The 12,906-nt window shown below is 44.0% G+C and carries 12 protein-coding genes; 5 read left to right on the top strand and 7 right to left on the bottom strand.

Features of this window, described 5'->3' with window-relative positions; all coding sequences use genetic code 11:
- Window positions 1-2 precede the first annotated feature (2 nt).
- Window positions 3-602 carry a YceI family protein gene (locus AK824_RS11730; RefSeq protein ID WP_057761775.1) on the bottom strand — a complete coding sequence of 200 codons (600 nt, stop codon included), beginning with the start codon at window positions 600-602 and terminating at the stop codon, window positions 3-5.
- Window positions 603-1,105: 503 nt separating this feature from the next.
- Between AK824_RS11730 and AK824_RS11725 the strand changes: the two genes are divergently transcribed.
- The gene (locus AK824_RS11725; RefSeq protein WP_057761772.1) at window positions 1,106-1,384 is read left to right on the top strand and encodes a type B 50S ribosomal protein L31; all 279 of its coding nucleotides are present in this window, start codon (window positions 1,106-1,108) and stop codon (window positions 1,382-1,384) included.
- A gap of 110 nt (window positions 1,385-1,494) precedes the next feature.
- On the opposite strand, the gene AK824_RS11720 is transcribed toward AK824_RS11725, so the two are convergent.
- The 4 genes from AK824_RS11720 to AK824_RS11705 form a co-directional block, all read right to left on the bottom strand.
- The gene (locus tag AK824_RS11720; protein ID WP_057761770.1) at window positions 1,495-2,355 is read right to left on the bottom strand and encodes an SGNH/GDSL hydrolase family protein; all 861 of its coding nucleotides are present in this window, start codon (window positions 2,353-2,355) and stop codon (window positions 1,495-1,497) included.
- Window positions 2,349-3,746, bottom strand: a complete 1,398-nt coding sequence (locus tag AK824_RS11715) for a nicotinate phosphoribosyltransferase (RefSeq protein ID WP_057761768.1) — start codon at window positions 3,744-3,746, stop codon at window positions 2,349-2,351. Before AK824_RS11715 ends, AK824_RS11720 begins: the two co-directional genes overlap by 7 nt.
- 210 nt (window positions 3,747-3,956) lie before the next feature.
- Window positions 3,957-5,024 carry a bifunctional nicotinamide-nucleotide adenylyltransferase/Nudix hydroxylase gene (locus AK824_RS11710; RefSeq protein ID WP_057761766.1) on the bottom strand — a complete coding sequence of 356 codons (1,068 nt, stop codon included), beginning with the start codon at window positions 5,022-5,024 and terminating at the stop codon, window positions 3,957-3,959.
- Between the two features lie 139 nt (window positions 5,025-5,163).
- Window positions 5,164-6,153, bottom strand: coding sequence for an alpha/beta fold hydrolase (locus tag AK824_RS11705; RefSeq protein WP_057761764.1), 990 nt, complete (start codon window positions 6,151-6,153; stop codon window positions 5,164-5,166).
- Between the two features lie 583 nt (window positions 6,154-6,736).
- On the opposite strand from AK824_RS11705, the gene nfuA reads away from it, so the two are divergent.
- Together nfuA and AK824_RS11695 are read left to right on the top strand one after the other, a co-directional pair.
- Entirely contained in the window at window positions 6,737-7,420 is a 684-nt protein-coding gene (nfuA, locus tag AK824_RS11700; protein ID WP_057761762.1) for a Fe-S biogenesis protein NfuA, read from the top strand.
- A 254-nt stretch (window positions 7,421-7,674) separates the two neighbouring features.
- Window positions 7,675-8,997, top strand: coding sequence for an O-acetylhomoserine aminocarboxypropyltransferase/cysteine synthase family protein (locus AK824_RS11695; RefSeq protein WP_057761760.1), 1,323 nt, complete (start codon window positions 7,675-7,677; stop codon window positions 8,995-8,997).
- A gap of 115 nt (window positions 8,998-9,112) precedes the next feature.
- On the opposite strand, the gene AK824_RS11690 is transcribed toward AK824_RS11695, so the two are convergent.
- Both AK824_RS11690 and rsmI read right to left on the bottom strand, forming a co-directional pair.
- A complete protein-coding gene (locus tag AK824_RS11690; protein ID WP_057761758.1) occupies window positions 9,113-10,132 on the bottom strand; it encodes an adenosine kinase in 1,020 nt (339 codons plus the stop codon).
- Between the two features lie 53 nt (window positions 10,133-10,185).
- On the bottom strand, window positions 10,186-11,142 hold the full coding sequence (rsmI, locus tag AK824_RS11685) for a 16S rRNA (cytidine(1402)-2'-O)-methyltransferase (protein WP_057761756.1): 957 nt from the start codon (window positions 11,140-11,142) through the stop codon (window positions 10,186-10,188).
- Window positions 11,143-11,285: 143 nt separating this feature from the next.
- Here rsmI and AK824_RS11680 point away from each other — a divergent pair, with 143 nt between their 5' ends.
- Together AK824_RS11680 and AK824_RS11675 are read left to right on the top strand one after the other, a co-directional pair.
- Entirely contained in the window at window positions 11,286-11,771 is a 486-nt protein-coding gene (locus AK824_RS11680; RefSeq protein WP_057761754.1) for a YraN family protein, read from the top strand.
- A gap of 267 nt (window positions 11,772-12,038) precedes the next feature.
- The gene (locus tag AK824_RS11675; RefSeq protein WP_057761752.1) at window positions 12,039-12,839 is read left to right on the top strand and encodes a BON domain-containing protein; all 801 of its coding nucleotides are present in this window, start codon (window positions 12,039-12,041) and stop codon (window positions 12,837-12,839) included.
- Window positions 12,840-12,906 lie beyond the last annotated feature (67 nt).

Here is a 12,906-nt window from a genome sequence, read left to right as displayed (position 1 = left end):
AGTTATTTCTTTTCTACTAGCTCGCCATCGATTTGGATAGGGACATTGGTCGTGATACCGTCAACGTAAGCGGTCATACCATAAGCGGCGCGATCAAGTGTACCAGTGGCACGGAAACCAACGACTGGCTCTTTAGTAAGAGGGCTATTAGCGATTTTGTTTAACGTGACATCTAAGGTCAGTGGTTTGGTTTGACCAAGCAAAGTGAAGTCACCGGTTACTTTAGCCTGTTGTGGATTGATGAATTTGACCTGAGTAGATTTAAAAGTCATGGTTGGATACTTTGCAACATTAAAAAACTCATCTGTCTTTAAATGCTTGTCACGAGCATCCCAATTGGTGTCGATACTATCAGTCGCAATGGTAAAGTTCATGCTGGTTTTATCAGGAGCTTTAATATCGTAATTCACCATACCTTTGACATCATTGAAGTGGCCCATGGTGGTTGAAAACCCCAAGTGACTGACAGAAAATCCGACGCGAGTATGTGAGTCATCTAGCTGCCATTGAGTCGGTAGGGCAGCGCTTGCCATGGTAGTAACTGCTAATGCTGAGCCAATAAATAGTGCTTTGGTGGCCGTGCTTATTTTAGTATTTAACATTAAATGGTCCTTATTTAATTCAGTTAAGTTACGAGTGATTGAGAAGTAAATTAGTTGCTGGTAGCGATGTTCAAATGGAGTTTGTATCGCGTAGCTGTACCCTTTAAGTATACTATGTATAATTAAGAGCTAAGGTTGTATTTGGTTAGATTATCTACAATAGTAGATATCATTGATTAATTTAACTAACTTTATTACTGTACTAAAATCAATCGCCTATCTCAACACTCTCGAGCTTTCAGTGACAACTTATCACATATCTCTATCACAACTGCTCCTTGCGTCTTACGTCAAAAACCGTTAAAATCGCGGTTTAATTTTCCCGCTGGGGAAAGGCTAAGCGAACAGAAGGGTGGTGTTGGGTGCTGGAATAAGCCAGTGACGCAGTTGCCATACTTGTAATGTCCTTAGTGCCTCAGTTACGTATGTCATCATTTGTTTGATACATCATCGCTGATGCTGTATTTAGACGTTGTACATACATCGGACCTAGAGAGTATATTATGCGTAAAGATATCCATCCTAATTACCAAGAAGTTTTATTCCACGACACTAACGCTGACGTGTTCTTTTTGACTCGCTCAACTGCTAAGACTAAAGCGACTCGTGAATACGAAGGTAAAGAATACCCATACTACCCACTTGATATCTCAAGTGCGTCGCATCCATTCTATACTGGTGAGCAACGTAAAACTTCTACTGAAGGTCGTGTTGCAAGCTTCAACAAACGCTTTGGCGCATTTGGTGGCCGTAGCAAGAAAGCTGCAGACGCTGCTGAATAATTTACACTTATGGTGTAAATATATTTCGCTAAGCAATAAAAAACCGCTGATTATTCAGCGGTTTTTTTTGGTTTAATTTTTTATGATCTAAAAATCATGCTATCAAGTTTTTAGCGCTCAAACTCAGTGGTAGATGAGTCCAATATCTGAATAGAATCTAGTAACTGAATAATAGTCTCTACGATTTGCTGCGCCCAATAGCCGTACATCAGACTGCTAGGATGAAATCCATCACTGGCAAACATCACATTGATATCGATAGCCGAGCCATTTGCATGCTCTTCTAGCATCCGTGTAAAGTCAGTTGCCATATAGGTGACACCAGCATGAGCCGCACAAACCTGCTGCAATATCCCATCCAGTATCGATGCTTTTGCACCCACAAAGTTATTGAGCGGAGCAGGGATTGCAGGCATTTGCGCCATTGGTGGCAAACTTAAAAAAACCAGTTCTCGTACGCCAAATTTGCGCTGTGCAACATTGATAATGTCTTCAATTTGCTGTTGCCATTTATGTACAGAGACATTGGACGTCGTATCATTGACCCCTACGCTTAGCAACATCACATCGATAGGCTGTTCAGGAGCTGGTAGGACATATAACCTGCGTAGAATATCAAAGCTGGTATGACCTGTTGTCGCTTGCAATGACCAATTGAGTCGAGCAAAGTTCGATTGGATAGCTTTGTTTTGCTCCAGTATCGGTATGAGCTTACCGACCAACGCTTCTTGCTGCGTTTGGCTACCCACACCTGCCGCTGCCGAATCACCAACTACCATGAGGTTAAATGTCTTAGCATTTTGCGTTGATACCTCATTATTCGCTTGAGGCAGCTCAATCATGCCGTGCCTTTCGCCATGTGGTTCAGGTAAGCGGACTGTATCACGCTTGATTTTGCGACCTTGATAGAGGTAGACAGGGGCAAGTAAGACGTCTCTTGCAACCGATGTCAGCTTATTAGTATCTACCATCCTGCACGTTCCCTGATAGTGGTGAGACTGTCTTCAATTAACAATTGACCATCGACGTAGACATCGCGTAATAGATTGTCAGTTGGGTCGCTCATCTCATTTTCTTTCATAGTTGTTAACTGGCCGCTGTCGTCTTTTACCAGTGCCAATCGTCCTTTTTTCGAGCGTTTTGAGCGGCTGGTGACAGGATCTTTATAAATATCCTTCCATGCGCCATCGATAGAGATAGCGCTAGATTTCATTGCCCAACTCATGGTGTCGCGGTTGACTTGCTGCAATAGACCACCGCCCATACCAAATGTCACGTTTTCTATGCTAAAGCCTGCTTTGATGACCACATCAATAATTTTACTTAAGCTTTGCGAGCTGATGCCATCACCTTGGATGATGCGTACGTAGTCGGGTAGCACTTTATAGCCTTTACTGTTTATGGTCGTACCGAACTTCACTGCCAAGCGCTCTAACGCTTCACGGACGACTTTGGTAGGTTCGCCGCTGTCTGGACGAATGACCAAAGTGCCGCCCATATTTTTGACTTCATCTTTTAAGGCGTCGCCCCAGATATTGTCGATGGCATTCCATAAATCATAACTATCTGAGACGACCGAAAATGCTTTGTCTGTGCCACCAAACTGTTCGATCATATTGTGAAAAGCAGCAGTCTCGCTACCACGTCCCCAAGCTGTCATCGTACTGTGCTCGGCCGCTGGAATAGAGAATGCAGGCATATCATCACCCATCTGATACCAGCGACTAGCAGCAATAAGCGCTGTCATCGAGTCAGTACCAGCAAAGTTGACCAAATGCGCTAAGCTACCGAGTGCAACTGTTTCTTGGCTCGATGCACCGCGCGCGCCAAAGTCATGCAAGCGAAAAGGCAGGGATTCTGTATTGTCCGCTGATTTTTCTAACGCTTGACGGATAATGTCTTTGCAATAGTGAGAAACACTAGCGACCGTGGATGGATACCAAATCGCACGCAATAGCGCTGTTTCGATATAGCTGGGTAGCCAGTAAAACTCAGGATCGGTATTGATCACTTGGCAGACTACATTGGACACAGGCACGATGCTGCCTTCGGGTACGGCTTGGATACGCAGTGGCAAATAGCCGTCATGTTTTTCGATTAAATGTTCCCAGCCAGCACGATTGAAGGTCAGGCCATGCGCTTGAATGACCTTTTCGGCTTCATCGATATCTTGATGAGTAATAGGCGTACTTAAGTACTCTTTGATAAAGGCTTGTAAACCAAAGAACACCACATCGTAGTCTCCCTTGCGCGCCTCAATGTAGCTTGACAGATACTCGCTACCGCTCGGGTATTGGACCCAATGTGAGGTTTTATAGCTGTCGCTATTTAAGATTAAGTTGTTTAAATTACTGGTATACATCACAGAACTCCTCTGCTTTGAAATGCCGCAGCTGCTTTAATAAAAGAACAGTGGCGGCGGTTGATTGCCGTCTATCGGCGTTGGTATCAAATCATTAGTGCGTTATTTAGTGATAGCTGTTTTGATTACAATTTGCTCAAGTAGCTATTAGAAAAAGCTACTAAAAAAGACTACTAAGGAAAGCTACTAGAAAAAACGATTAGCAACGAACTACAAGCCCACCATCTTAGTAATAATTGCATAGTGATCTTCAAACATCATTTTTGCATCAAGCTCTGCCAAGGGTAGCCAAAATGCCTTGGTCGCATCATCGCCGCCTTTTACTTTTGGCAGACCTTTTGGATCGTTTTTGAGTTGAAAATAAAACGCTTGAGTAATGGTGCGACCACGCGCTGAGCGATATGGGTCGTCAAAGGTATGTTGGCTATGGCAGGAGCCGCGCAGTACTGGCTCAGGCACCTTGAGGCGAGTTTCTTCACGTAGCTCACGGATACAAGCATCAAACAGCGTCTCCTTTGGATTTAAAAATCCACCCGGCAGCGCCCAGAGTCCACGACCTGGCATACTGCGTCGCTCAACCAGTAGAATGTGCCCCGACTGTACAATCAATGCATCGGCTGTCATAAAGGTAGGCGGGTATGGTGCTGATTCCCACTGTCTTTTATATTTATCAATAAAGTCTGCTTCTTCATGCAGCTGATGATAATCGTCAGTTTGTTTGAATGCATCGAGGACGTTGCGCGTAGACTCAGGCGTACGCTCAGGTGTCGGCGTAGCACCCATCAGATAGCTGTCGCGAATCGGCGTGGCTGATAAGTTATGATAATTGGGCACTGACACAGAGTCCCAGTTGGGAAACAATGACAGATAGTAAGATGAGCTATCTTTTGAATGACCAATCAAGCCAATATCCGTCTGCAAGTCGCCAGTGACAGATTTTACGCCTGCTTGCACATACTGTAGCCAGCGGGTGTCATTATAAAGTGCGTCATCTAAGCCAACACAGTGAATGCGTGCGGCTTCTTCTTCAGAGTAGGCGCCTTTAATCATGGCGGCACGCTCAGCGACGCTAAATGGATTGCGTAAGCTACGTGGCAAGTTGGCTGAGCCAATGAGCATAATCACTTCGTCTGAGCGTTTTAATGCCTCATCGATGACGGCTTTGTGACCAGCATGGAACGGCTGAAAGCGACCGATAAAGACTAGATAGCGATAGTGTTTACTGCTTTTTTGATCTAGGTTCTGCTTATCTGACTGTTGCTCTGATAATTCACTCATAGACGCCAACTTCCTACGACTTATTTTTATTGATTAAAAATTAATGACGCTAATACTGACACAGCCCATGACTTTCTGACAAGTATAAAGATGTTTAGGGGTGTGTCATTATCGAAACCGTCCAATCGATACATATGCTTTAACGGGCATGCTTCTCTATCCATGCCGTCACCGTTGGCCAGATCTCTGTGGCAGCATTGCGGCTGATCATGATGCGACTGTGCGTATAATCATCTAAATCGCCGTTACTAAGCGAGTATTCTCGAAAGACATTGGTTGAGTTGTTAAAGCCATCAAAAAACAAACGACAGCCGCGAGTAGGGGAGATGAAGGTATCGCCTTTCGCGCTAATAGAATAAACAGGAATGGTAATCTGAGCCATATGATGTCGATAGTCAATAAAGTTATCGCCAGTACTTTTCTGCTGACTAATGCTTTCGTTCACTTCGTCTATATTCGTCCTGCCTTTCTCAAAATTAGCCTTTTTCAAAAAACTGCTTCTAAAGTTTTTTTGCAGATTCCAGTCATACCACTGGGTCATCGTATAGTAGCTTTCGTTAAAAGGGCCTACCTTGAATTGCTTAGCTGGTATGAAGCCGACCAACCGAGTGACTATCTTGGCTGTAAGTATTTTTGCGTAGCTGGTCGAGTCTTGCGCCGCCCCAAAAGCTTGGCAGGCAAACATACTTATACTATTGACCTTATCGATATAGCTTGGGTTTTGAATAAGAAACATGGTCAGGCCAACACCGCCACCACTATGAGTAACGCAGTGCAGGTTATCGAGTTTTAATTCTTCAAAGAAATAACGAAAAGTCGCTTCATAGTCGTAAGTGGCGACGGTCTCAAAGTTGAATTTTTCTTTCGGTAGCGAGCTATCACCATGCCCACGCCATTCCATGATGTAGCAGTGATGACCAAGCCCTGCAAAATATTCAGCGATTTTGAGGCAAGTTTGCTTGTCAGAAAACGTACCATGCGTCAAAAATATGTTTTGCGGTGTGATGTCAGGCAGGCTGTTTTCTGACGTGTTAGCTATCGTAGCTTCTTCTGAATTATCAACTACCTTCCAAACGGCAATTTTCTCATCATCCTTGGTAGTTACTAGGTGCAACGTCCGTGTCATCATAAAATGATCCTATCTAAAAAACACATAATCTTTATACAAGTCGATATTTATACAAGCTGATAGTTATACAAGACAATTAAAAGTTACCATGCTCATAACGCTAATGCATAAAATCATTCAAATTATCAATACTACGTCAAAACCAGATGACTTGCTCGGACTAGATGTGAACGGTATGACATATCGAAAACGCTGAGTGCGCTTGATAAATGGCGCCGCTGTCTTTATATAGAGAATAACTTGGCAGCCTACACAATCATTCAGTGTGTTTATTTGTCATGGTTTACATATTGAGTTGCTTTACCACCTGTTAGCATCATTAAAAAAACCAATGACGACCATTTGCCATAGCCTCACTTCAATTCACAGTAGCGTGGTCGGAATTGATGTGTGATTCAGGTATAATGACTGCTATAGACGGATTAAACTTTATACTCATGTCGGACAATGTCATACAATAATAAATATCAATCATTGCCAGTCTGTATGCCTTATATAAATCGTAAACATTTTAAAAATCCAAATTCACGACACAGTAGCCATAATAGATATAGCGTTTGTGTCATAACGCATAGGAAACATTATGAGTGAGCAAAACCAAGCTGATAACCAACTAGACCAAACTGCTGGCTATGAATCAGCCCTAGATACCGAGCAAGTCGAAGCAAAAAGCAACATCACTATTACTGAGTCAGCTCAAGGCTACTTGGCAGATTTGTTATCTAAGCAAGATACCGATGGTATCGGTGTGCGTATTTTCGTTGAGCATCCTGGTACGCCGCGTGCAGAGTGCTGCATGGCTTATAACCAGCCGGGCGAAGAAGACAGCGCTGACTTGCGTTTTACGTATGAAAACTTCTCTGCATTTATTGAGGCGGCGTCAGTACCTTATTTAGAAGACGCGGTCATCGATTATAATAAAGATCGTTTTGGTGGTCAGCTGACTTTCCGCGCGCCAAACTCTAAAGTACCTAAAGTAGGCGCTGATGCTAGTGTCGAAGAGCGCATCAACTATGTATTGCAGTCAGAGATCAACCCTGGCTTGGCAGCGCATGGCGGTGACGTACAGTTACTTGAACTGATTGATGAAGAAGGCATTGGTTTAACCGCTGTATTGAAATTCGGTGGTGGTTGCCAAGGGTGTTCAGCGGTTGATATGACTCTGCGTCAAGGCGTTGAAGTGCAGCTAAAACAGCAAATTCCAGAATTGACCCAAGTGGTTGATGAAACTGACCATACTCGTACAGAGAATGCTTACTATAAATAAAGTAAAAAACAATTAAAAGCAATTGGCTGCTATAAAGGTGGCCATATCTCTAGTATAGCTATACCTATTTGGTTTGCTGCTTATTAATATTTGTCATGAAGAGATGAGTATTTTGCTATTCTTTTAATAAAGAAGCTGAGTTAAGATGAACTCAGCTTTTTTTATTGCTATGATTTAGCAGACAGCTTTTTAAGGTGATTTTTGAGCGATACGTCGTCAACAAATCATCTTTTATCAAAATAAAGGAATGTACTATGAGTGACGGATCAGCAGACCAGCAAACAGCCCAACAATCAGTAACCCCTCAACGTCTTGAGACCTTAGCGATTCATGCTGGCTATAGTGTAGAGCCAACGACCAAAGCAGTCGCCGTGCCTATTTATCATACCAGTTCATATGCGTTTGATAATACTCAGCATGGTGCAGATCTGTTTGATTTAAAAGTCGCAGGCAACATCTATACTCGTATCATGAATCCAACCAACGCGGTGCTAGAAGAGCGTGTAGCTGCGTTAGAAGGCGGTATTGGTGCGCTTGCCGTAGCTTCTGGTATGGCTGCCATTACTTATGCGATTCAGACCATTTGTGAAGCAGGCGACAATATCGTCGCTGTATCAACGCTATATGGCGGTACTTACAATTTGTTTGCCCATGCATTGCCGCGTCAAGGTATCGAAGTGCGCTTCTTTGATCATAAAGACCCAGAAGCCATTCGTGATCTAATCGATGATAAGACTAAAATGGTGTTTGCAGAGAGTATCGGTAACCCACTAGGTAATATCGTCGATATTCAAGCGCTTAGTAATGTCGCTCACGAATACGGTGTGCCTGTCGTGATTGATAATACGGTGGCGACGCCTGCGATATGCCGTCCATTTGAGTTCGGTGCAGATATCGTGATTCACTCATTGACCAAGTATATGAGTGGAACGGGTACATCAATTGGTGGTGCGATTGTTGATAGCGGTAAGTTTGCTTGGGGTGATTATCCTGAGCGTTTTCCACTGTTGAATACGCCAGATCACAGCTATCATGGAGTAAACTTCGTCAAAGATGTAGGCGCACCAGCCTTTATCGCCCGTGCCCGCGTTGCGCCACTACGTAATACTGGGGCAGCACTTAGCCCGCTAAATGCCTTTGGCATCTTGCAAGGTATGGAGACGCTGAGCTTACGTATGGAGCGTCATGGGCAGAACGCACAAGCCGTCGCAGAATATTTGCGTGACCATGACAAAGTTGCGTGGGTGAAATATGCAGGTCTGTCTGACCATCCTGAGCACGAGCTTGCCAAAAAATATATGAAGGGCACGCCTTCTGCTATTTTGACCTTTGGTGTTAAAGGTGGCCTCGAAGCAGGAGCGCGCTTTATCGATGCGCTGCAACTGATTACTCGTCTGGTAAATATTGGTGATGCGAAGTCACTAGCATGCCATCCAGCGACGACCACGCATCGTCAGTTAAATGAGCAAGAGCTAGAAAATGCAGGCGTCAGTACGGACATGGTACGACTGTCGATTGGTATCGAACATATCGAAGACATCAAAGCCGATCTTGCCCAAGCATTAGCTTCTGCTTAATACAAAGAGCATCTATTAATTGAGCAAACTGTTTGAACAAGTCTAATATAAACAAAAAGCCCATATCGATTTGATATGGGCTTTTTGTTTTGCGTCCAATAGATGTGTTTAACGATTAAGCAGACAGTACACGCTGCGCGATATCTCGATAATCGTGCGAGGCAAGACGCGGTCCAAACTGCTGAATAACTTGTGCTGATATTTCGCTGGCAAGACGACCGCATTCTGGCAGACTATACTGCTGCGATAATGCATATAAGAAAGCACCAGCGTAGTTATCACCTGCACCGTTGGTATCGATGACATTGGCCACTGCTGGTGTGGCAACGTCATGCACTTCAACTTCTGCCTCGTCATTAGGCTGGTGCGCGATGACCGCACCGTTGGCACCATCAGTGACGACAGCAATTTGGCAATATTCAAGCAGGGCACGCGCCGCTGCTTTGACTTGTTTTTTATCTGTAAACAGTCTAGCTTCTTCGCTATTACAGAATATCACTGCGACTTTATTGCCGAGCATATTAAGCAAACCATCTTTGGCAAATTTTACTACTGCAGGGTCAGCAAAGCTCACTGCTATTTTTGCATTATGAATACCGGCTTGTTGACGTAATTGAGTCATCGCTGGTTGGATACTCTCAGACATCGCCAGATAGCCTTCGATATATAGCCAATCTGCTTGTGTCAATGCGTCAAAATCAACATTGTCAGCGGCAATCTCACTTGAGGTACCAAGATAAGTCTGCATGGTGCGTTCGCCATCTTCGGTAACGGCAACCACACATGAGCCGGTCACACCGCCTTCATGAATAGATTTGTCTGAGGTCGCGACACCTGCTTCATGCAAGTCTCTGAGGTAAAACGCCCCTTGATCATCATCACCGACGCGGCAAGCATAAAAAGGCTTACCGCCTAAGCTGGCAAAGGTAAACATGGTGTTGGCTGCAGATCCGCCGCCTGCTTGTTTTGATGGCTCAATCTCAGCCAGTTTAAAGTAAGCCAGTAGTTGCTGCTGCTCTTCAAACTCTGCCAGCGTCATATTACCTTTGGTCAACTCGGTCTCTTCTAGTGCCGCATCTGACAGCACATATTCATGATCAACCAACGCATTACCTATTGCCATTACATCGTACATTGCTTATCTCTCCTCAATTCATTTATAAATGGTTATCTTTTTATTATTAAAAACTAGTCTGCTTGCAACTCTAGTAGACGCTGATAAAGTGCATTTTTCTTTACACCAGTGATGTCAGAGGCCAGTGCGGCTGCTTTTTTGACTGACAAATCCTCCAACAAACGCTGTAGCAATTTATCATGCGTACTGATGTCGTCAGTGTCTTTTGCCACACCGACGCCAGCGACCACCACGACTATCTCACCGCGTTGTTGATTGTCATCTGCTTTGACAAATTCAACCAACTCGCCAAGGGTGCTCTTATGTACCGTCTCAAACGTCTTAGTTAATTCCCGACAAAAAGTCACTGCGCGGTCTGCACCAAATATCGTTGCCATGTCTTCTAGACTAGCTACGATGCGATGCGGCGCTTCATAAAAGATTAAAGTTTCGGTACGTGCGATTAGATCGCTCAGCTGTTTTTGACGACCATGTGTTTTGGCGGGCAAAAACCCAATAAAGCTAAATCGATCAGATGGTAACCCTGCTACTGACAATGCGCCAATTGCAGCAGAAGCTCCAACGATAGGTGATACGGTCACGCCAGCTTCATGCGCGGCTTGCACCAGTTGATAACCTGGATCGCTGACTAGAGGTGTACCTGCATCACTAATCAAGGCAACCGAATGACCTTGCTCAATCATTTCAATAATTTTGGGCGTTTGAATGGCGCTATTGTGTTCATGATAGGCCCATAGCTTATTGTGACCTTTTTGCTTTGTCGTCGTATCATCATCTTCGACACTACTTTTGGCAGGACGAGTCTCTGAGTCTTTTGTCTCGTCACCTTTGCTGCCTTTGGTATCGATGCCAAAATGTGACAGTAGTTTACCTGAGGTGCGGGTGTCTTCGCAGGCAATAATGGCGACCTGCTTTAAGACATCAATTGCGTGCGATGTCATGTCGGACATATTGCCAATCGGCGTGGCAACGATATAGAGACAAGCTGGCATCGCAGTAGGGGTAGACATGAAAACCTCGGGTCGTTAAAAAGACGTTAAAAAACAATAGTGCGCTAGTATGTACAGTCGTTATCTATGGTTTTTCAGTCAAATAATAGGTGAGGGAACCGATAGATTTTGAGAGTAGAACGTGCAGAAGTGGCTAGTTTAGCATGTTGTGCTATGATAATTCTCAAATGTTAATCAGACCAATTAACCTTATGCCTAATCATAAGCCCTTAATCTTAACCTCACCAAAACAACGCCAAGGCAGCCTGTTTGAGCAGCAGGCGTGTGAGTATTTACAAGCGCAAGGGTTGAGGTTGGTTGCGCAAAATTGGCAACAGCCAAAAGTAGGTGAGCTGGATCTGGTCATGATTGAGACAGGTTCAGCATGGTCAGCACTAGTATTTATTGAAGTTCGCCAGCGCAAGTCCTCGAATTATGGCGATGCAGCACTCAGTGTGACAGCCAGCAAACAGCGTAAAGTTATTAAGACAGCGCAGTCCTTTTTGCAGCAGTATCCTGAATATGCTCATTATGATTGCCGCTTTGATGTCATTGCTTACAACACAATGAATGAGTTGAGTCTAAAAGATGAGCAGTTAGACAATCAACCAGAATGGATTCAAAATGCTTTTATAGCCAGTGCTTGGTAATAGAATAATTGAGATAGATGCTGCCAAATGAAGCATCTAACCATATCTGACAAGTAAGGTTCGTTACTAAAAAGCTAACCGCTGATGGCCAAAATTAAGTAAAGTAGCGGTTATAGTTAACTTCCTATAAATCAGATACAGTATTAGCTTATAGCTACTTTTAGCTCGTTACTACTAGGGCGTGTTTTCTTCAAAATAAAGACACGACCTAGATTAAGATTTGCTCAATTTATAAAATTGTCACAACCATGTTCTAAGAGGTAAATAATGACACGGATGCATTTGCGCACTGCTATTTTTGGTTCACCACGCCGTATTACGACTGGCATTATGATTGCTGCCTGCGTTGTCAGTACAGGTTGTGCCACCAACTATCTGACCAACAGTACAGAAGGGACTTACGGCGTGCCAATGACTGAGCGCACGATTCCGCAGCGTCTGCTCGATCGTAGTATTGAACATACTGCCAAAATCAATGTATACGGGTTAAAAGAAAACCTGCAGCAAACCAGCCGTATGGGTATCGATAGCTTCAATAGCGAAGTACTGCTCACAGGTGAAGTGCCAACTGAAACGCTCAAAGCAGAAGTAGAGAAAGTCGTTAGTTCTATGCCAGATGTACGCCGTGTCTACAATGAGATGGAAGTGAGTGCATCAAAAGGGTATAGCTCGACGGTTCATGATGGCTATATCACTTCAAAGCTGCTGGCCAAAATAGCTGCTAGCGATGGTGTGAGTGCCTCACAAATTAAAGCCGTTACTAATAATGGCGTGGTCTACATTATGGGCCGTATGACACCCACTCAGCAGAGTCATCTGATTGATATCGCTAATGGCACCGTTGGGGTCACTGAGTTGGTATTGCTGACAACTGTCGTTGACGATAGAGGGGTCAAAATAAATAATGATGACATCATGTATGAGAATAATTTGGCCAATCCTGCAGTAGCGCCAGCTGCTCAAGATACTACTATCAGTACGGCAACGCCTATTGTCATAACGGAAGAAGAGGCTACTACTACGCAGCCGTCTTCAAGCCCTTATATTGACCTTTATCAGAATCAGTAAGAACTTTTAGTTCGCCATGCAATAAATGACGTTAATCACAATAAGCCTAAATAGTGATAACAGTAAA

The organism is Psychrobacter sp. P11G3 (assembly GCF_001435845.1).
In the GTDB taxonomy this organism is placed as follows: domain Bacteria; phylum Pseudomonadota; class Gammaproteobacteria; order Pseudomonadales; family Moraxellaceae; genus Psychrobacter.
Note: the sequence above shows the minus strand (reverse complement) of the source record. Positions and strands in the feature narration are given on the sequence as shown.